A 19,518-nucleotide genomic window follows, 5' to 3' on the forward strand; every position below is an offset into this window, starting at 1 on the left:
TTAGAATCGCGGCATGCACCTCGCACAACTGAACGTCGCCCACCTCCTCGCGCCGATCGACTCGGAAACACTGGCCGGCTTCGTGGCCCTGCTCGAGCCCGTCAACGCGGTCTCCGACACCTCGCCGGGGTTCGTCTGGCGGCTCAAGGGCGGAGAGCTGCCGACCGACACCGTCCAACACGACTACGGTGATCACCTGGTGACGAACCTGTCGGTGTGGGAGTCGCGGGAGGCGTTGTGGAACTTCGTCTACCGCAGCGTCCATCTGGACGTGCTGCGGCGGCGGCGGGAGTGGTTCCTCCGCGTCGCCGAGCCCTACAGCGTCATGTGGTGGGTGCCGGAGGGGCATGAGCCGCCGCTGGAGGAGGCGATGGCCCGGCTCGACCTGCTCCGCGCGGAGGGGCCGGGGCCGCACGCCTTCACGTTCAAGGACTTCTACGACAGCAGCGAGGCCGCGTCGCGGCCCGCCGCCGCGGAGGAGAGGAAGTAGGACAGGTCCTCCCGGAGCCCGCGGCCCATCGTGGACAGCCGCACGGGCGACTCCTCCAGGGCGTCGAGCAGGCCGTCGACGGGCACGTTCACGAGCTCGTGCCGTACGGCGAGGGGGGCGGCCTGCTCGCGCACCCTGGCGCCGAACGCGCCGGGCAGCGCGGGCACCGCGACCCGGGCCCGGGCGAGCGCGACCCTGCCGTAGGCGGTCAGTGAGTGATGCGAGACCCCCTGGTGCCGTTCCCTGGCGTCGCCGTCGCTGACCCGCAGCGCGGCCACCCCCCGGCCGTTCAGGACGGCAGCCGCGTTCACCGCCTCGCCCGCGGCCACCCCGGAGAACCCCCAGCGGGTGCCGGTGCCCAGGTTGCCGGGCCCCTGGGTCACCACGGCGACGTCGGCGCCGAGCACGTGCCGGGCGGCCAGGAGCCCGGTGTGCAGGGTGACGGCCTCGACGTCGCCGCCGAAGGACTGGCCCGTCGTCACCACCCCGCACAGCCACTCGCGGGCTCTCAGCTCGGCGCACGACATGGAGAACCAGGCCGGCAGGGCGCCGCCGTCGGTCATCACGTACGCCACGCGGGGCCGGGCGCCGGTCGCGGAGGCGTACAGGCCGCACAGGATCGGCGGCAGCGCCGAGTGCAGGTCGGCGATCACGACGGGCATCCCGTCGAGCGAGTCCGCGTCGCGCAGCGCCTCGTGATGGGGGGAGTCCTGCTCGTCCGCGCCCAGGACGGTCGCCTGGAGCGGGGTGTACCGAGCCTTGACCAGATGTCCCGGTCCGGACGGATCTTCCGGCAAACGGTCCGGGACGGCCACCACCATGGCGTACCCTCCCGTACCGAGGCCCATGGCGAGCGCCGTCGTGTTGAGCAGCACGGTGTCGCCCGGCAGGGGCCGTCCGACCAGCGGGGGATAGGCGAGGGCGCGGCACGTGCCCTCGGCGAGGGTGACGTCGAGCTCCACCGCCCCCGGCCACTCCCGCCGGATCCGGACCACCTCGCCCTTGCGCCATCTGATCACGCCGAAAAGGGTAGCGTTCTCGATTGGAGGGGAGGCCCGATGTCGCGGCGGAAGACCGAGCGGCTGCTCAATCTGGTGATCTGCCTGCTCGCGACGCGGCGGCCGCTGAGCGCGGAGCAGATCCGTCAGGCCGTGCCGGGGTACGACCCGGAGAACGACGAGGCCTTCCAGCGCATGTTCGAGCGCGACAAGAGCGAACTGCGCGAGATCGGCATCCCGGTCGAGGTCCACCGGGATCCCTGGGAGGACGACCCCGGCTACCGCATCGTCCGCGAGTCCTACGAGCTGCCGGAGATCACGCTGGAGGCCGACGAGGCGGCGGTCATCGGCCTGGCCGCGCAGGTGTGGGAGCGGGCCAGCCTCGCCGACGCGGCGAGCGGGGCGCTGCTGAAGCTCCGGGCCGGGGGCGTGCGGGCCGACCTGGTCGAAAGCCCTCTCGAGCTGCGCGTGGACACCCGCGACCCCGCCTTCCCCGCCCTCTGGGAGGCCGTTCGGGACCGGCGGGTGGTGCGCTTCGGCTACCGCTCGGCCGGCAGCGAGTCGGTGCTCACCCGCACCGTCGAGCCCTGGGGCGTGGTGAGCCGGCGCGGCCGGTGGTATCTCGTCGGGCACGACCGCGACCGCGGCGCGTCCCGGGTGTTCCGGCTCAGCCGCATCGCCGGGGCGGTCACGACGCCGGGCCGGCCAGACGCCTTCTCCGTCCCCGATGACGTCGACCTGCGGTCGATGGTGGGCTACCAGGAGCTGCCCGCAGAGCGGGTGGCCCTCGTCCGGGTCCGCCAGGGGACCTGCCTGGGCCTGCGGCACGCCGCGCAGGCCGTCCGTCCCGGGCCGGAGGGCTGGGACGAGGTGGAGGTCGCCTTCACCGACGCCGAGCGGCTGGCGAGCTGGATGGCCAGCCTGGGCGCGGACGCCGTGGTGATCGACCCGCCGGACGCGCGCGAGGCCGTGATCCGGCGCCTGAAAGGAGCCATGCAGTGAGCGCGCGACCGTACACGGGGAAGGGGTGGCGGCGATGAGTTCCGACCGGCTGCCGCGCCTGCTCGCGCTCGTGCCGTACCTCATGTCCAACCCCGGGGCGCAGGTGCCCGAGGTGGCGCGGCTGTTCGGCCTGTCGGAGAAGCAGCTCGTCGACGACCTGCAGCTGGTGTGGATGTGCGGCCTGCCCGGACACACCCCCGGCGACCTGATCGACGTCTCCTGGGACGGCGGCGAGATCCTCATCGACAACGCCGACGCCATCGCCCGGCCCCTGAAGCTCGGCGTGGACGAGGCGAGCGCCCTGCTCGTGGCGCTGCGCATGCTCGGCGAGCTGCCCGAGTTCTCCGACCGCGACGTGCTGGGACGGGTGATCGCCAAGCTGGAGCGGGCGGCCGGCGACGGCGCGTCGACCGTGAGCAGCCAGGTGCAGGTCGACATCGGCGCCGCGCCGGACGCGCTGGCGCTGATCACCGAGGCGTCCCGCCGGGGCCGGCGGCTGTCCCTGCGCTACTACGTCCCCGGCCGGGACGAGATCACCCCGAGGGAGGTCGACCCGCTCCGGGTGGTGCTCGTGGACGGATGGCACTACCTGGAGGGATGGTGCTACCGGGCGGAGGCGATGCGGATGTTCCGTCTCGACCGGATCGTCGAGGTCGAGGTGCTCGACGTGCCCGCCGACCCGCCGGCTGAGGCCGAGCCCATGGACGTCGCCGGGGGCGTGTTCCGGCCCACGGAGAGCGACGAACTGGTCGAGCTGGAGGTGACCGCGGCGGGCCGCTGGGTCGCCGAGTACTACCCCTGCGAGGAGGTCGCCGAGCTGGGGGAGGGCCGGCAGCGGATCCGGCTGCGCGCCCGCGACCAGTCCTGGGTCGTGCGGCTCGCGCTGCGGCTGGGCGACAGCGGCAGGGTTATCTCCCCGGCCTCCCTCGCCGGGCGCGTGGCGGCGGCGGCGGGCACCGCGCTGGCGGCGTACGAATCGGCCGTCTGAAAATCGGGGGCTGGGCCGACCGCATGGGTCCGGGTTAGCATGGCGGTCATGACGTGGATCTTCGCCGCCGTCTCCGCGGGGGTGGCCGGCTTGGCCGCCCTGGCGGTTCCGGCGGCCCGGGTGCTGGTCGCCGCCCGTGAGCTGGGCGGCGAGCTGGACCGGGCGCGCCGGTCTCTCAGACCGACGGGCGATGAATTCCCGGTGACCGATCGCGGGACCGGGGCGGGTGGCGGGTGAAGACCCGCGGGTGTAGCGCGTACGATCGGTGATGGTACCTCCCTGCGTGTGAAGGAAGCGGACATGTCCCAACTCGGTGCGCCGGAACTGCTCATCATCGGCGTGGTTTTGATCCTGCTGTTCGGGGCCAAGAAGCTCCCGGACACGGCCAGGGCTCTCGGTCAGTCTCTGCGCATGTTCAAGAAGGAGACCTCGAAGATGCGCGAGGAGGACGAGCCGGCCCCCACTGTGGTGAAGGCCGAGCCCGTGCCCCCGCAGCAGATCCCCTCCACCCCGTCGGTCGAGGAGCGGCTGCGTACGCTGGAGGAGGAGAACCGGCGGCTGAAGGCCACGGCCGAGCCCACCGTCAACGGCGTGCCGCTGTCGCAGGCCCAGAACGACCAGAGATCTAGCTGACCCCTCCGGGCCCCGGCCCCCTTTCCGAGCAGGATCAACAGATGGCGCTGCTGAAGCGGTCGACCCCCGCTCCCCCGGTGGAAGACGGGCGCATGACGCTCATGGAGCACATTCGCGAGCTCCGCAACCGCATCGTCAAAATGCTGCTGGCCGTCGTCGTCGGCACCGTCGTGGGGTTCGCCTTCTTCGGGCCCATCTGGGACTTCATGACGGCGCCGTTCTGCCGGCTGCCCCAGGCATACCGGATCACCAACGGCGCGGCGTGCACCCTGGTCGTCCACGGGGTGCTCGACGGCTTCATGATCAACTTGAAGGTGGCGATCATCTTCGGGGCGGTGGTGAGCGCTCCCATCTGGCTGTACCAGGTCTGGGCCTTCGTCACCCCCGGCCTCTACCAGAACGAGCGGCGTTACTCGCTCGGTTTCCTGTGCCTGGCCGTCCCGCTGTTCGCCGCCGGCGCGGCCCTCGCCTACCTCACGATGGACCGAGGGCTGTCCCTGCTGCTCAGCTTCGTCCCCGGCAACGCGGTCCCGCTGATCGACGTGGACGACTACCTGACGTTCCTGATCCTGATGCTCGTCATCTTCGGGGTGTCGTTCCTGATGCCTCTGCTGATGGTGTTCCTGAACGTGATCGGGGTGCTGCGGTTCCAGACCGTGGCCAAGCACCAGCGCATGGTCGTCTTCCTGCTGTTCGTCTTCGCGGCGGTCGCGACGCCGAGCCAGGACCCGTTCACCATGCTCGCGCTGGCGCTCCCGATGGTCATCCTGTTCTTCGTCGCGGAGGTGTTCATGCACTTCCACGACAAGAGGAAGGACGCGGCCGACGCGCTGCGGGCCCGGGCGATCGAGGAGGAGCTGGACGGCGCCTCGGCGTCCTCGGCCGACTCCGTCGACACCCTGGACTGATTCCGTTTCCGGCGAACGCGCCGCGGGCCCATGCCCGCGGCGCGTTCGCTCTGCTTCTGGTCGTCGCACGATCCGGGCGCTATGTTCCGCATGTGCCCGGTGAGATCGTCGTCCTCGCGAACCCCGCCGCCCGTGGCGGCCGTACCCGCCACCTGCTGGATCCCGTCGTACGCCGGCTGCGGCAGGGCGGGCGGCGCGTCTCCGTCGTCGTCGGCGTCTCCCCGGCGGACGCGCTCGAACGGGCCCGCGGGGCGGTGGCGTCCGGGCCGGACGCGCTCGTGGCCTTCGGCGGCGACGGGCTGGTCCACCTGGCCGTCCAGGCCGTGACCGGGACGGAGGTGCCGCTGGGCATCGTCCCGGCCGGGACCGGCAACGACATCGCCGGCGCCCTCGGCATCCCCGGGAAGGACCCGATGGCCGCCGCGGCCGTGGTGGCCGCGGGGGTGGCCACGGGCCGGACGCGGTCGGTCGACGCCGCCAGGACGGAGCGGGGCGAGTGGTTCGCCGGTGTCCTGGCGTGCGGGTTCGACTCCCGGGTGAACGAACGGGCCAACCGGATGACCCGCCCTCCCGGCATGGCCAGGTATCTGGTCGCGCTCGCCCAGGAGCTCCGCTCGTTCGCGCCGATCCCGTTCCGCCTCACACTCGACGGCGAGACGGAGGAGCGGGACGCGATCCTGGTGGCGGTGGCCAACACCGCCTCCTACGGCGCTGGTATGCGCATCTGCCCGGACGCGCGCCCCGACGACGGCCTGCTCGACGTGCTGGTGCTGGGCGCCATGCCGCGGGGCGACTTCCTCCGGACGTTCCCGCTGGTGTACCGGGGCGGTCACGTCCGCCATCCGGCGGTGACGGTGCGGCGGGCCGCGAACGTGACCGTGGACGCGGCGGGCGTGATCGCCTACGCCGACGGCGAACGGCTGGGGCCCACGCCGGTGAGCTGCGCGGTCGAGCCGGGAGCGCTCCGGGTGCTGGTTCCCTGAGCCGCCTCGCGTTGGTCGTGAAGGATGGCCGCAATCGGTGTTATCGGTAGTGTTGATGTATGAGTACGCCAGCGGAACGCTACGCCGCATTCCGTGAGCTGCAGTCCGGCAACGGACCGGCTCTGACCTCGTTCCGCGGACTGTACGACTTCGAGCTGGACGAGTTCCAGCTCGACGCCTGCCAGGCGCTGGAGGCGGGTGACGGAGTCCTGGTGGCCGCGCCGACGGGGTCGGGCAAGACCGTGGTGGGCGAGTTCGCCGTCCACCTCGCCCTCGCCCAGGGCCGCAAGTGCTTCTACACCACCCCGATCAAGGCGCTGTCGAACCAGAAGTACAACGACCTGGTCCGCCGGTACGGCGCCGCCCGGGTCGGACTGCTCACCGGCGACAACAGCGTCAACGGCGAGGCCCCGATCGTGGTGATGACCACCGAGGTCCTGCGCAACATGCTGTACGCGGGCTCCCACACGCTCACGGGCCTGGCGTACGTGGTCATGGACGAGGTGCACTACCTGGCCGACCGGTTCCGCGGCGCGGTCTGGGAGGAGGTCATCATCCACCTGCCGGAGGCGGTCCGGGTGGTGGCCCTGTCGGCGACCGTGAGCAACGCCGAGGAGTTCGGCGAGTGGCTCGGCACGGTGCGGGGCGACACCACCGTGATCGTCGACGAGCACCGGCCGGTCCCGCTGTGGCAGCACATGATGGTCGGCAACCGGCTCTACGACCTCTTCGTGAACGAGGGCGACGACACGCTCAGGATCAACCCGTCCCTGATGCGGATCACCCGCGACGAGTCCCGGCTGGCGCAGCGCGGGCGGCGCGGATACGGCCGGCCCCGCGCGCCCCAGTCGAACCGCTCCGACGTGATCGAGAAGCTCGACGCCGAGGGCCTGCTGCCGTCGATCACGTTCATCTTCTCCCGGGCCGGCTGCGACGCCGCCGTCATGCAGTGCCTCTACGCGGGGCTGCGGCTGACGACCGAGCAGGAGCGCCACGAGATCAGGCAGATCGTCGACGAGCGCACCGCCCACCTGCCGGACGAGGACCTGGCCGTCCTCGGCTACCTGGAGTGGCGCGACTGCCTGGAGCGGGGCCTGGCGGCCCACCACGCCGGCATGCTCCCCGCCTTCAAGGAGGTCGTCGAGGAGCTGTTCACCAAGGGCCTGGTCAAGGCCGTCTTCGCCACCGAGACCCTGGCGCTGGGCATCAACATGCCGGCCAGGTCCGTCGTCATCGAGAAGCTCGACAAGTGGAACGGGGAGACCCACGCCGACCTCACCCCAGGGGAGTACACCCAGCTCACCGGGCGGGCCGGGCGGCGCGGCATCGACGTCGAGGGCCACGCGGTGGTGGTCTGGCAGGCGGGGACGGACCCGCTGAGCGTGGCCGGCCTCGCCGGCACCCGCACCTATCCCCTCCGCTCCAGCTTCCAGCCGTCGTACAACATGGCGGTCAACCTGGTCGGCCAGGTGGGCCGGGAACGGGCCCGCACCCTGCTGGAGGACTCCTTCGCCCAGTTCCAGGCCGACCGCGCCGTCGTCGGGATCGCCCGGCAGCTCCGCAAGGCGGAGCAGGCCCTGGAGGGTTACGCCGAGGCGATGACCTGCCACCTGGGCGACTTCCAGGAGTACGCCGGGCTGCGCCGGCGGCTGTCCGACCGGGAGTCCGAGCTGGCCCGCCAGCGCGGGGCGGCCAGGCGGGCGCAGGCCGTGCAGTCGCTGGAGGTCCTCAAGCCGGGAGACGTCATCCGCGTGCCGGGCGGCCGGCGCGCCGGGATCGCCGTCGTGCTCGACCCCGGCACCGACGGCCGCGGCGAGGGCCCGTCTCCGCTGGTGCTGACCATCGGCAAGCAGGTGAAGCGGCTGTCGGCGGCCGACTTCCCGGTTCCGGTCGAACCCGTGGAGAAGATCAGGATCCCGAAGGGGTTCAACCCCCGATCGCCCAAGGAACGGGCCAACCTCGTCTCCACCGTCCACGCCAAGCTCGGCGACCGCGACCTCGGCGGGCCGGTGCGCGCCCGCGACCACGCCGCCGAGGACGACGAGATCCTCCGCCTCCGCCGCGAGTTGCGGCAGCATCCCTGCCATGGCTGCGACGAGCGCGAGGACCACGCGCGGTGGGCCGAGCGATACCACAAGCTGCTCCGCGACGCCGAGTCGCTGCGCCGCCGCGTGGAGGGCCGTTCGCATGTCATCGCCCGCACCTTCGACAAGGTCTGCGGCGTGCTCGAACAGCTCGGCTACCTCGAGGGTGAGACGGTCACCCAGGAGGGACGGCGGCTGGCCAAGCTCTACACCGAGCTCGATCTGCTCACCGCCGAGTGCCTGCGCTCCGGCGTGTGGGAGGGTCTCGGCCCCGCCGAGCTGGCGGCCTGCGTCTCCGCGCTGGTGTACGAGTCCCGTCAGTCGGACGACCTGCGCAGCCCGAAGATCCCCGGTGGGGCGGCCAGGGACGCGCTCGTCGAGATGGTCCGGCTGTTCGGCGAACTCGAGGGCATCGAGCAGGACCACGGCCTGTCGTTCGTCCGCGAGCCCGACCTGGGCTTCGCCTGGGCGGCCTTCCGGTGGGCCAGGGGACACAGCCTCGACGCCGTCCTGACCGACTGCGACCTCGCCGCGGGCGACTTCGTCCGCTGGGTGAAGCAGCTGCTCGACCTGCTCGGCCAGCTCAAGGACACCGCGCCCAAGGGGGGCACCGTGGGCGCGGCCGCGGGGCGGGCCGTCGAGGCCATGCGCCGCGGCGTCGTCGCCTACTCCTCCGTCGGCTGAACCGCCGCGTCTCCCGAAGATTCGCTGCGGCCGCGTCAGCGGCCGGAGAGCACGCCGAGCAGCCGGTTGAGCGGGCCGTCGAGGCCGTACCGGTCGGCCAGGCCGATCAGCCGTTCCGGGTCGCGCGGCTTGGCCGGCCGGGTGAGATCGATCGCCGGGACCGGCGCGTCGTGAGCGACCCGCACGACGGCGGGCGCCACGGCGAGGTAGTCGCGGGCCGCGTTCAGCTTGTTGCGCACCCCCGCGGGGAACCCGTCGGTCACCCCGTCGTCCAGAGCCGTCAGCACGGCGGCCAGCGAGCCGAACCGGGTGATCAGCGCGGCGGCGCTCTTGTCGCCGACGCCCGGCACGCCGGGAAGCCCGTCGCTCGGGTCGCCCCTGAGCGTGGCGAAGTCGGCGTACGCCCGCCCCGGAATGCCGTACTTCTGGCTGACGAACGCCTCGTCGACCATCTGGAGGTTGCGAATCCCCCTTACTGTGTAAAGGGCCCGGCACGGTTTCGCGTCGTCGACCAGCTGGAACAGGTCCCGGTCGCCGGTGACGATGTCGACCGCTCCGCTCGCACCGGCCGTGAGCGTGCCGATGACGTCGTCGGCCTCGTAGCCCGGCACGCCGATCGTGGCGATGCCCAGGGCGTCGAGGACCTCCTCGATCACCGGCACCTGCGGCGCCAGGGTGTCGGGCACGGACTCCTCGTCGCCGTTCGCCACCCGGTGGGCCTTGTACGACGGGATGGCGGCCACCCGGAAGGCCGGCCGCCAGTCCGCGTCCATGCACGCGGCCAGCTCGGCGGGGGAGTGGTCCCGGACCAGCGTGGCGATCATGTCGATCAGCCCGCGCACGGCGTTGACCGGTGTCCCGTCGGGCGCGGTCAGCGAATCCGGGACTCCGTAGAACGCGCGGAAGTACAGGGACGGGGTGTCGAGAAGCATCAGCACCCCTTCATTGTCACGCCTGCGGCCGGGCGCTACCCTCCGGTCACGCCGACCGCCAGCAGGCAGGTGTCGTCCTCGGGGTTGGGCCCGCCGATCGCGGCGACCAGCCGGTCGAGGCCCGCGTCGAGGTCGCCGCAGGCGGGGACCGCGGCGGCGGCCCGGACGATGAGCGACAGCCCCTCGTCCAGGCCGCGGGTCCGGCGCTCCACGACGCCGTCGGTGAACATCAGCAGCAGGTCGCCCGGCTCCAGCCGGACGTCGGCCACCGAGTAGCGCAGGTGCGGGGTCGCCCCGAGCACGACCCCGCGCGGCGCGACCAGCTGGTGCGCGCCCCCGCGCCGCACCAGGATCGGGGCCGGGTGACCCGCGTGCGCCCAGGTGAACAGCCGGGTCACCGGATCGAAGTATCCGCACACCACGGTCGCCGTCGTGTCGTCGAGCCGGTTGAGCACCAGGGCGTTGAGCCATTCGAGCAGCATGCCGGGGGAGGCTCCGGTCATGGTCAGCCCCAGCAGCGCGTGCCGGAGCTGGGCCATCTCGGCGATGGCGGGCAGCCCGTGCCCGGAGACGTCGCCGACGGCGAGGAACATCCGGCCGTCGGGCAGGGTGGTCGCGTCGTACCAGTCGCCGCCCAGGCTGCCCGCCTTGCCCGCGGGGACGTACCGCACCGCGATCCGGGCGTAGGGCAGCACGGCCGGCGATCCGGGCTCGGGCAGGATCGCCTCGCGGAGCGCCAGCGTCACCCTGCGCTCGTCCGCCGCCCGCTCGCGGGCCTCGACGAGCTGCCGCCGCGAGTCGGACGGATACCACTCGCTCCAGCTCAGGTCGGGGGTCCGCGGCCGCGGGTGGGCCGGGAGCGCGGCGTACTTCGGTGCGGCCGGGCGGCCGTACGTCATGCCGTGCGGCCCGGCCGGGACGGCTGCGGGAACGCCCGCCGGAACCGCCGCCGGGACGCCCGCGGGCACCGCGCCCGGCAGGCTCACGGCGAGGTCACCGGTGATGTCTTCGGTGATGTCCGCGGTGATGTCTTCGGCCAGGAGGTCCGGTGGGGCCTCGGGAAGGACGCCGGGGATGGGGCCGGGCTCCGGGCCCGGCTCGCGGTCGTCCGCGGGGGGAAGGGGTGGCTGGGCGCCGCCCACTACGCCGACCATATGTCTCGCTCTCGGATTGCGTGATCTTTTCGGGACGCAAGGTGATCGCCCCAGCGCGGAGCGTAGCAGTAGGGGAAACCGGCGGGGTGGGTTTTCTACGCTCGCGTGGAATAAAGCCGTGCGGCGGGGGCCGTCGCGGTGTGTCCCGTCCGGCTCGCCCCAGTGGTCGTGACTCGGTGGTCGTGATTCGGCGGTCGTGCCCCGGTGGGTGTGCCTCGGTGTGCCCGCGCGCCCGCCGTGTCGTTAGATTTGGTCTCGTGACAACGACGTCGTTCGACTCCTCCGAGCTCTATCCCACGACCAGGCTGGCCGCGGTCCAGGAGGCCACCGCGCGGGCCGGTCTCGGCGCGCTGCTGCTGACCCCGGGCCCCGATCTGCGCTACGTCACCGGTTACGAGGCGATGCCGCTGGAGCGGCTGACCTGCCTCGTCGTGCCGGCGTCCGGCGAGCCGTTCCTGATGGTGCCGCGCCTGGAACTGCCCGCCGCCCGGCACTCCCCGGCCGATCGTCTCGGCGTGGAGTTCGTGGCGTGGGACGAGACCGACGACCCGTACGCACGGGTGGCGAGCCGGCTGGGCGCCGTCGGCCGGGTGGGCCTGGCCGACCGGATGTGGGCGATGCAGTCGATCCGCTTCCGCGACGCCATGCCGGGGACCGAGCAGGTGCTGGCCGGCGGGGTGCTGCGCGAGCTGCGGATGCGCAAGTCGCCGGCCGAGGCCGCGGCGCTGGCCGAGGCGGGCGCGGCGATCGACGAGGTCCACGCCCTCGTCCCCGGGCTGCTGAAGGCGGGCCGCACCGAGCGCGAGGTCGGCAAGGACATCGCCGAGGCCATCGTCGCGGCCGGGCACGCCCGGGTCGACTTCGTGATCGTGGGGTCCGGGCCGAACGGCGCGAGCCCGCACCACGAGCTGTCCGACCGGGTCATCCAGGCGGGCGAGCCCGTGGTCGTGGACATCGGCGGCACGATGCCGAGCGGCTACTGCTCCGACTCCACGCGGGTCTACAGCGTGGGCGAGCCCCCCGCGGAGTTCGTCCGCTACTACGAGGTGCTCCAGCGCGCGCAGGAGGCCGCCTGCGCCCATGTGCGCCCCGGCGTGACCTGCGCGTCGGTCGACGCCGCAGCCCGCGAGGTGATCGAGGAGGCCGGGTACGGCGACCTGTTCATCCATCGCACGGGCCACGGCATCGGGCTGGAGACCCACGAGGAGCCCTACATCGTGGCGGGCAACGACGAGCTCATGGAGCCGGGCTTCGCGTTCTCCGTCGAACCCGGCATCTACCTGGCCGGGGAGCACGGCGCCCGGATCGAGGACATACTCATCTGCGGTGAGACGGCGGGCGAGCGGCTCAACCACAGCACCCGCGATCTCGTGGTGGTCTGACAGCCGGCGCCCGACCCCTGTGGAGATCGGCGAAGTTCGGGAACAATGTCACGGCGGCCGGCGATCCCGGCCGCCCCGCGTCCCGACAGCCGTACCACCCCACAGGGTAGGAGAGCACCTGCGATGAGCGTCGACCGCGTTCTGCCCACATCAGAGGCACGCGACCTGCTGGATCTGACCCGCGAGCTGGCCGTGAAGGAGGTCGCGCCCCGGGCCGCGGCCGACGAGTCCGCCGGCCGGTTCCCCCGCGACCTGTTCCACCTGCTCGGCTCCTCCGGGCTGCTGGGCCTGCCCTATCCCGAGGAGCACGGCGGGGCGGCCCAGCCGTACGAGGTCTACCTCCAGGTGGTGGAGGAACTCGCGGCGGCGTGGCTGGCGGTCGGCCTGGGCGTCTCGGTCCACACGCTCTCGTGCTTCCCCCTGGCGTCGTACGGCACGGCGGCGCAGCGCGCCGGGCGGCTGCCCGGCATGATCGGCGGCGAGCGGCTGGGCGCGTACTGCCTGTCCGAGCCGCAGTCGGGCTCCGACGCGGCGTCCATGACCACCCGGGCGGCCGCGCAGCCGGTGACCGGGCCGGTGACAGGCGGGGACGGCTATGTGGTCGACGGCGTCAAGGCGTGGACCACCCACGCCGGCGTCGCCGACTTCTACACGCTCCTGGCCCGCACCTCCCCGGACCGCACCCACGGCGTCTCCTGCTTCCACGTTCCCGCGGGCCTGGAGGGGCTGTCGTTCGGGCCGCCGGAACGGAAGATGGGCATGCGCTCCTCGCCGACGGCGCAGGTCCGGTTCGACGCCGTGCGGCTGCCGGAGGACGCCCGCGTCGGGGCCGAGGGGGAGGGCCTGCGGATCGCCCTGGCGGCCCTCGACGGCGGCAGGCTCGGCATCGCCGCCTGCGCCGTCGGGGTGGCCCAGGCCGCCTTCGACGTCGCGTCCGACTACGCCAGGCAGCGGCGGCAGTTCGGCTCCCGGATCGTCGACTTCCAGGGGCTCGCCTTCATGCTGGCCGACATGGCCACCTCGATCGCGGCGGCGCGTGCCCTGTACCTGGACGCCGCGCGGCTGCGCGACGCCGGCCGGCCGTACGGCACCCGGGCCGCGATGGCCAAGCTGTTCGCGACCGACGTGTGCATGAAGGTCACGACCGACGCGGTGCAGGTGCTCGGCGGGTACGGGTACGTCGAGGACTTCCCGGCCGAGCGGTACATGCGGGAGGCGAAGGTGCTGCAGATCGTCGAGGGCACCAACCAGATCCAGCGGGTGGTGATCGGCCGCGCGATCGCCGGCTGACCGCGTACGCCGCGTATGCGCCGCGTACGCCGGACGGTGGTGGCGGCCGGCGGGCGCCGGGTCAGCGGCGGGGCGGGGCGGTCGAGGCGCGTTCGGCCAGGTGGACCGCGAGGCGCGTGTCCCGGCTCGTCATGCCGGGCCGGCGCATGCGTTCCACCAGGTGCCACACGGCCTGCGCGCCCAGGAGCTCCTTGTCGGACGCGACGGTGGTGAGGGGTGGCGACGTGTGGGCGGCCGTGGCGATGTCGTCGTAGCCGACCACGCTGACGTCGCCGGGGACACGTAGCCCTCGCTCGCGCAGGGCGTCGAGGGCGCCGATCGCCGACAGGTCGTTGGCGCAGAAGACGGCGGTCGGGGGCACGGGCAGGTCCAGCAGGGCGGTGGTCTGCTCGTGGCCCGTCCGCACGCTGAACTCGCTGCGGCGCAGGTACGCCGGGTCGGCCCGCAGCCCGGCCTCCGCCAGCGCCCTGCGGTAACCGGCCAGCCGGCGCGCGGCGGGCACGATGTGGTCGCCCGCCGTGATGATCGCGGGCGGCGGGTCGGTGTGACCGAGATCGAGCAGGTGGCGGGTGGCCAGATAGCCGCCCGTCTCGTCGTCGTGGCGGACATGGTCGACCGGCAGGTCGCCGACGGCGTGCTCCAGCAGGACGCAGCTGACGCCGGCGCCGAGGATCCTGGCCAGATAGTCGCGGTCGCTGCCCAGACTGAGCATGAGCAGGCCGTCCGCCTGGCCGCGTTCGACGCACAAGGGGAGCCGGCCGCCCAGGGGGATCGCCTCGTACGTCAGCGACAGGCCCAGCTCGGCGCAGGCCTGCTGGGCGCCGAACAGCACCGGGGCGTAGTAGGGGTCGTCGGGGGAGAACTGCTCGCTCGCCCGGGCGACGAAGCCGATCATGCCGGTCGGCTCGGCTCCCCGGCGCGGCCGCGGCCGGTAACCGAGCTCCTCGGCGGCCCGGCGCACCACCGAACCGGTCGCGGAGGAAACCCAGGGCTTTCCGGCGAAGACGGCCGAGGCCGTGCCGATGGACACGCCTGCCCGCTCGGCCACCTCCTTGAGAGTGGACCGTCCCGTCACTCGCCCCATCAGCCCCTCCTCGGCAGCCAACCTACCGGTGGCCGGAGGATCTCAGCGCACGCCGATCCGCCTCAGGTGACCGTAGCTGAGCGCGGCCGACTCCTTCGGCGGGACCCGCGGATGATCGCGTTCGACGACGAGCCAGCCGTCGTAACCGTCGCGCTCCAGGTCGCCGATGAAGGTGGTCAGGTCCAGCCCGGAATCCCCCTGCCCGATCTCGGCGAAGAACCGGTCACGGCGGCTCCAGTCCTTCAGGTGCGCGTGCACCACCCGTCCCGGGTAGGTGCGCACGACCCGCGCCGGGTCGGACCGTACGGCGAGGAGGTGCCCGGTGTCGACGCACAGCCGCAGGCCGGGCAGGTGGCGCAGGAGCATCGCGATCTCCTCCTCGGTCTCCACGATGGTCCCGGTGTGCGGGTGGTAGGCCACGATCTGGCCGTTGCGCGCGGCGTGATCGATCGCCGCGGACAGGCTCTCCGCCAGGCGGGCGTAGTCGTCGTCGAAGGTCGTCCGGCGGCCCGCCTCCCCGAGCCAGCCGCCGCACACCATGATCGTGGTGATGCCGAGCTCGGCCGCGTAGTCCATGTCGGCGCGGTAGCGCTCCTCGTCCTCGGGCCGGGCGGGGACCAGGCTGGCGAAGGCCGCCGGGACCAGGTCGTGCGCCGCCAGCCGCGCCTTGACGATGGCCGCCGGGGGCAGGACCGGCAGCTCCATCAGCTCGACACCCTCGTAGCCCGTCTCCCGGATCTCCTCCAGCATGCGGTCCAGCTCCAGCGGGTCCCGCTCGCTGTGCCAGTTGAGCCAGGTCAGCATGTGATGGGCGATGCGCATGTCCCGTCCCTGCTGCTGAAATTTCAGTGAAATACGCTCCGCGGTCGACGCTAGGTCGGGATGTCCGGGCCGTCAAGGCGACCAGAACTGCTGGTTTGGCGGGATTTTTGGCCTTGACCACCGCGGGCTGCGGGCGTACCGTCCGGTCGCGAGTGCCGATTTTCACTGAAATCCATAGTGAATCGGGCACCCGGATTTCCCGAGCCGGAGGAGAGCGATCGTGCGTCCCGACAGCACCGGTGTGGCCATCGTCGGCTGCGGCAACATCGCCGCCCGGTACGCCGAGAACCTGGCCGGCTATCCGGAGATGCGGCTGGTGGGCGCGTACGACGTCCAGCCGGAGCGGGCCCGGACGCTCGCGGACCCGCACGGCGCGCGGGTGTACGGCTCCCTGGACGAGGTCGTCGCCGACGACGAGGTCGGCATCGTGGTGAACCTGACGGTGCACCGGGCCCACTACGAGGTGATCAGGCGCTGCCTGGAGGCGGGCAAGCACGTCCACAGCGAGAAGCCGCTCGCCCTCACCCACGAGGAGGCGGCCGGGCTCGTGGCCCTCGCCGAGAGCCGGGGCGTCCGGCTGGGCTGCGCGCCCGCGACGTTCCTCGGCGAGACCCAGCAGACCGCGCTGAAGCTGCTCAGGGAGGGCGGGATCGGCCGGGTGCGCCTCGTCTACGCCGAGGTCAACTGGGGCAGGATCGAGAGCTGGCACCCCGAGCCCGAGGGGTTCTACGAGGTCGGCCCGCTCTTCGACGTGGGGGTCTACCCGCTCACCATCGTCACCACAGCGCTCGGTCCGGCCCGCCGGGTGACGGCGTTCGCCTCGGTCGTCCGGCCGGACCGCGTCCGGAAGGACGGCACGCCGTTCACGATCACCACGCCCGACTACGTGGTCGCGAACGTCGAGTTCGACGGCCCCGTCACGCTCCGCCTCACCTGCGATTTCTACGTGAACAACGAGGGGACGCGGCAGCGCGGGCTGGAGTTCCACGGAGACGACGGATCGCTCCTGCTGGAGAGCTGGCACGACTTCGACCAGGCCCTGGACCTGTGGACCCCCGGCGGACCCCCGCGGCCGGTCGCCCCCGTGCGGGAGCCGTACCCGAGGGTGGAGTGGGGGCGGGCGGTCCGCGACCTCGCCGCCGCGATCCGGGAGGACCGGCCGCACCGGGCCACCGGACGGCAGGCCGCCCACGTGGTGGAGATCCTCTGCGCCACCCGGGAGTCGTACGAGACGGGCAAGCCGGTGGAGCTGACCTCGGCTTTCACGCCTCCCGCGCCGATGGACTGGGCGGTCTGACGCGACGGCGTCCGGCTCTGTTGAGGTCTGTCTGGATCGTCGGGAGTCGTCCCGGCAGGGATGGAATCATGCCGTGACCGGTTCCGATATCGGGCGGTGGCCCGGCGGCGCTACCGTTGCAGGGGTGGAGGAGATCGATCGCCGTATCGTCACGCTCCTGGCGAAAGACGGCCGGATGAGCTTCACCGACCTCGCCAAGGAGACGGGCCTGTCCGTGTCCGCGGTGCACCAGCGGGTGCGCAGGCTGGAGAGGCGGGGCGTCGTCCGCGGCTACTCGGCTCTGGTGGACTACGACGAGATCGGCCTCCCCCTCACCGCGTTCGTCTCGATCAAGCCGATCGATCCGGCCGCGCCCGACGACGCCCCGGAGCGGCTCAGCCACCTCGACGCCATCGAGTCGTGCCACAGCGTGGCAGGTGAGGAGAGCTACATCCTCAAGGTCCGGGTGGCCTCGCCGCTCGACCTCGAGGAGCTGCTCCAGCAGATCCGCGCGTCGGCGAACGTGAGCACCCGGACCACGGTGGTTTTGAGCACGCCGTTCGACTACCGGCCGCCCCGGATCCGGACCGACGAGGACGCCGGCGACGCCGCCCGCTGAACGGTCCGGTCGCCGGTTGGCGCCGGGACGGGACGGTCAGTAGTACCGGGCGCCGACGGGGGCCGGGATGGCGTCGAGATCCGCGAGGTCGTCCGGGGACAGCCGGATGTTCGCGGCGCCCGCGTTGTCGGCGAGGTATTCCGGGGTCTTGGTGCCGGGGATGGGGACGACGTGCGGGCCCTGGGCGACGAGCCAGGCGAGGGCGACCTGAGCGGGAGTGGCGCCGATCCGGTCCGCGACCTCGCGGACCCCGGCCGCGATGCCGAGATTGGCCCGCAGGTTGTCCTGCTGGAAACGCGGCAGGCGCCGCCGCATGTCGTTTCGCGGGAGTTCGTCGAAAGACGTGAACCGGCCGACGAGGAAGCCGCGGCCCAGAGGCGAGTACGGCAGGAAGCCGATGCCGTGCCGCTCGCAGTAGGGCAGGACCTCGGCCTGGACCTCGCGGGACCACAGCGAGAACTCGGACTGCACGGTGGTGACCGGATGCACGGCATGGGCACGCCGGATCTGCTCGACGTCCACCTCGGACAGCCCCAGGTGGCGAGCCTTGCCGGCCGCGACGGCCTCCGCCATGGCACCCCAGGTCTCCTCGATCGCGACCTGGGGGTCGACGCGGTGGAGCTGGTAGAGGTCGACATGGTCGGTGCCCAGGCGGCGCAGGCTGGCGTCGATGGACGCACGGACATGCTCGGGCCGTCCATTGGTCCTTACCAGCGGGGAACCGCCGGGGCCGCCGGTGGGATCGACGGCCTCCAGGCCCACCTTGGTGGCGAGCACCACACGGTCGCGCCGACCGGCCAGAGCGCGGCCGAGGAGTTCCTCGTTGGTGTAGGGCCCGTAGACGTCGGCGGTGTCGATCAAGGTCATGCCCAGATCGAGGGCCTGGTGGACGACGGAGACGGAGGTGACGTCGTCGCGTGGGGTGGTCATGTCGTAGGCGAAGCTCATCCCCATGGCTCCCAGGCCGATGACGCCGACCTGCGGTCCGTGGGTGCCCAAGGTGGTGGTGCGCATAGTGTTTCCTGCCTCCTGTTTTCTGCCCCGTACCGGATCGGAGGGCTGCCGGATCACAGCCCGTGAACGGGAAGCCGCCGGGTCGAGGGCCTCGCGGCTTCTCCACTCTCGCGGCCCGGGACCATCCCGTTGCAGGCCGCACGGTGCAGGGGAGCGGCGTGCCAGGCAGTAACACGGCCCCCCACGGCCGCCGGAGCACCGTCACCGGACTGCCACACTGTCCACGTGACCTCTGACCAGCACGGAAACGACCTGGCGGGGTTTCTGCGCGCCCGCCGCACCCAGCTCTCTCCCGAACGGGCCGGCCTCCCCATCGGCCCGGGGCGCCGCCGCACCCCCGGACTGCGCCGGGAGGAGCTCGCCACCCTCGCCGGGGTCAGCATCGACTACTACACGCGCCTGGAACGCGGCAAGGAGACCCATCCGAGCCAGGCCGTCATCGACTCTCTCGCCCGCGCGCTGCGCCTGGAGGGGGACGAACACGAACACCTGCGCCGGCTCGCCGCCCGGGCCGTCAGATCAGCACCCGAGCCCCCCGCCGCGCCCTGCCGCGCGGTGGGGCCCGGCGTCCCGCTGCTGCTGGAGAATCTGCGGCCGAGCCCCGCCTACGTCCTGAGCCGCACCCTGGACGTGCTCGCCGCCAACCCCGGCGGCCTGCGCCTTTACGCGGGCATCGAGAGCTGGCCGGCCAAGCGGCGCAACCTCGCCCGCTACTACTTCCTCCACCCCGCCGCCCGCGATCTGTTCACCGACTGGGACAACCAGATCCGCGGGTGCGTCGCACGCCTGCGGGCCCTGGCCGGAACGGACCCCGATGCCCCCGACCTCGCCCAGCTCGTCGGCGAACTCCTGATGAAGAGTCCTGACTTCGCCCACATGTGGGAGCGCTACGACGTCCGCGCCCATCGCCCCGGCACCAAGCACTTCCGCCACCCCCAGGTCGGCGACCTCACCCTCGGCTACCAGCCCATGGAACTCGAAGGCACCTCCGGTCAGCGCCTCGTCGTCTACTACGCCGACGTCGCGAGCCCCGACCACGACGCCATGGTCCTGCTCGACATGCTCGGCACCCAGCACGCCCCCGATCCCGCCGGCCGGAGCGCCGGAACGGACGCGCGCGACCAGGCGCGCCAGCCGGCCCGAGGCCGGACCACACCACCGCCCGGATAGAGCCG

The 19,518-nt window shown here is 72.5% G+C and carries 19 protein-coding genes; 13 read left to right on the plus strand and 6 right to left on the minus strand.

The window, feature by feature from the left end:
• Window positions 1-13: 13 nt before the first annotated feature.
• A complete protein-coding gene (locus JOL79_RS07730) occupies window positions 14-490 on the plus strand; it encodes a DUF3291 domain-containing protein (RefSeq protein ID WP_210154984.1) in 477 nt (158 codons plus the stop codon).
• Here JOL79_RS07730 and JOL79_RS07735 read toward each other — a convergent pair.
• Window positions 436-1,509 carry a DUF3866 family protein gene (locus JOL79_RS07735; protein WP_210154985.1) on the minus strand — a complete coding sequence of 358 codons (1,074 nt, stop codon included), beginning with the start codon at window positions 1,507-1,509 and terminating at the stop codon, window positions 436-438. The genes JOL79_RS07730 and JOL79_RS07735 overlap by 55 nt on opposite strands.
• A 39-nt stretch (window positions 1,510-1,548) precedes the next feature.
• Between JOL79_RS07735 and JOL79_RS07740 the strand changes: the two genes are divergently transcribed.
• The 7 genes from JOL79_RS07740 (at window position 1,549) to JOL79_RS07770 (ending at window position 8,770) form a co-directional block, all read left to right on the plus strand.
• A complete protein-coding gene (locus JOL79_RS07740; protein WP_210154986.1) occupies window positions 1,549-2,490 on the plus strand; it encodes a helix-turn-helix transcriptional regulator in 942 nt (313 codons plus the stop codon).
• Between the two features lie 34 nt (window positions 2,491-2,524).
• Window positions 2,525-3,478 carry a helix-turn-helix transcriptional regulator gene (locus tag JOL79_RS07745; protein ID WP_210154987.1) on the plus strand — a complete coding sequence of 318 codons (954 nt, stop codon included), beginning with the start codon at window positions 2,525-2,527 and terminating at the stop codon, window positions 3,476-3,478.
• A 48-nt stretch (window positions 3,479-3,526) separates the two neighbouring features.
• The gene (locus JOL79_RS07750) at window positions 3,527-3,715 is read left to right on the plus strand and encodes a hypothetical protein (RefSeq protein WP_210154988.1); all 189 of its coding nucleotides are present in this window, start codon (window positions 3,527-3,529) and stop codon (window positions 3,713-3,715) included.
• Window positions 3,716-3,778: 63 nt separating this feature from the next.
• The gene (tatA, locus tag JOL79_RS07755; RefSeq protein ID WP_210154989.1) at window positions 3,779-4,111 is read left to right on the plus strand and encodes a Sec-independent protein translocase subunit TatA; all 333 of its coding nucleotides are present in this window, start codon (window positions 3,779-3,781) and stop codon (window positions 4,109-4,111) included.
• Between the two features lie 41 nt (window positions 4,112-4,152).
• Window positions 4,153-5,019, plus strand: a complete 867-nt coding sequence (gene tatC, locus JOL79_RS07760) for a twin-arginine translocase subunit TatC (protein WP_210154990.1) — start codon at window positions 4,153-4,155, stop codon at window positions 5,017-5,019.
• A gap of 92 nt (window positions 5,020-5,111) precedes the next feature.
• Entirely contained in the window at window positions 5,112-6,002 is an 891-nt protein-coding gene (locus JOL79_RS07765) for a diacylglycerol/lipid kinase family protein (RefSeq protein ID WP_210154991.1), read from the plus strand.
• A gap of 59 nt (window positions 6,003-6,061) precedes the next feature.
• A complete protein-coding gene (locus JOL79_RS07770) occupies window positions 6,062-8,770 on the plus strand; it encodes a DEAD/DEAH box helicase (RefSeq protein ID WP_210154992.1) in 2,709 nt (902 codons plus the stop codon).
• A 35-nt stretch (window positions 8,771-8,805) separates the two neighbouring features.
• Here the strand turns inward: JOL79_RS07770 and JOL79_RS07775 are convergent, their stop codons facing one another.
• On the minus strand, window positions 8,806-9,702 hold the full coding sequence (locus JOL79_RS07775) for a 5'-3' exonuclease (RefSeq protein ID WP_210154993.1): 897 nt from the start codon (window positions 9,700-9,702) through the stop codon (window positions 8,806-8,808).
• A 35-nt stretch (window positions 9,703-9,737) separates the two neighbouring features.
• A complete protein-coding gene (locus tag JOL79_RS35355) occupies window positions 9,738-10,844 on the minus strand; it encodes a PP2C family protein-serine/threonine phosphatase (RefSeq protein ID WP_307848387.1) in 1,107 nt (368 codons plus the stop codon).
• A 269-nt stretch (window positions 10,845-11,113) separates the two neighbouring features.
• On the opposite strand from JOL79_RS35355, the gene JOL79_RS07785 reads away from it, so the two are divergent.
• Together JOL79_RS07785 and JOL79_RS07790 are read left to right on the plus strand one after the other, a co-directional pair.
• Entirely contained in the window at window positions 11,114-12,238 is a 1,125-nt protein-coding gene (locus tag JOL79_RS07785; protein WP_210154995.1) for a M24 family metallopeptidase, read from the plus strand.
• 123 nt (window positions 12,239-12,361) lie between these two features.
• The gene (locus tag JOL79_RS07790; RefSeq protein ID WP_210154996.1) at window positions 12,362-13,528 is read left to right on the plus strand and encodes an acyl-CoA dehydrogenase family protein; all 1,167 of its coding nucleotides are present in this window, start codon (window positions 12,362-12,364) and stop codon (window positions 13,526-13,528) included.
• Window positions 13,529-13,589: 61 nt separating this feature from the next.
• Here JOL79_RS07790 and JOL79_RS07795 read toward each other — a convergent pair whose 3' ends face one another.
• Both JOL79_RS07795 and JOL79_RS07800 read right to left on the minus strand, forming a co-directional pair.
• Window positions 13,590-14,612, minus strand: a complete 1,023-nt coding sequence (locus JOL79_RS07795; protein ID WP_210154997.1) for a LacI family DNA-binding transcriptional regulator — start codon at window positions 14,610-14,612, stop codon at window positions 13,590-13,592.
• A 42-nt stretch (window positions 14,613-14,654) separates the two neighbouring features.
• On the minus strand, window positions 14,655-15,434 hold the full coding sequence (locus tag JOL79_RS07800; RefSeq protein WP_210154998.1) for a sugar phosphate isomerase/epimerase family protein: 780 nt from the start codon (window positions 15,432-15,434) through the stop codon (window positions 14,655-14,657).
• A gap of 220 nt (window positions 15,435-15,654) precedes the next feature.
• Here JOL79_RS07800 and JOL79_RS35360 point away from each other — a divergent pair, with 220 nt between their 5' ends.
• Together JOL79_RS35360 and JOL79_RS07810 are read left to right on the plus strand one after the other, a co-directional pair.
• On the plus strand, window positions 15,655-16,731 hold the full coding sequence (locus JOL79_RS35360; RefSeq protein ID WP_210154999.1) for a Gfo/Idh/MocA family protein: 1,077 nt from the start codon (window positions 15,655-15,657) through the stop codon (window positions 16,729-16,731).
• A gap of 124 nt (window positions 16,732-16,855) precedes the next feature.
• Window positions 16,856-17,329: an Lrp/AsnC family transcriptional regulator gene (locus tag JOL79_RS07810; protein ID WP_210155000.1), complete on the plus strand. Its 474-nt coding sequence runs from the start codon at window positions 16,856-16,858 to the stop codon at window positions 17,327-17,329.
• Between the two features lie 36 nt (window positions 17,330-17,365).
• On the opposite strand, the gene JOL79_RS07815 is transcribed toward JOL79_RS07810, so the two are convergent.
• Window positions 17,366-18,343: an aldo/keto reductase gene (locus JOL79_RS07815; protein WP_210155001.1), complete on the minus strand. Its 978-nt coding sequence runs from the start codon at window positions 18,341-18,343 to the stop codon at window positions 17,366-17,368.
• 225 nt (window positions 18,344-18,568) lie between these two features.
• Between JOL79_RS07815 and JOL79_RS07820 the strand changes: the two genes are divergently transcribed.
• Window positions 18,569-19,513, plus strand: coding sequence for a helix-turn-helix transcriptional regulator (locus JOL79_RS07820; RefSeq protein WP_210155002.1), 945 nt, complete (start codon window positions 18,569-18,571; stop codon window positions 19,511-19,513).
• Window positions 19,514-19,518: the final 5 nt, after the last annotated feature.

Source organism: Microbispora oryzae, from assembly GCF_017896165.1.
Lineage (GTDB): Bacteria > Actinomycetota > Actinomycetes > Streptosporangiales > Streptosporangiaceae > Microbispora > Microbispora oryzae.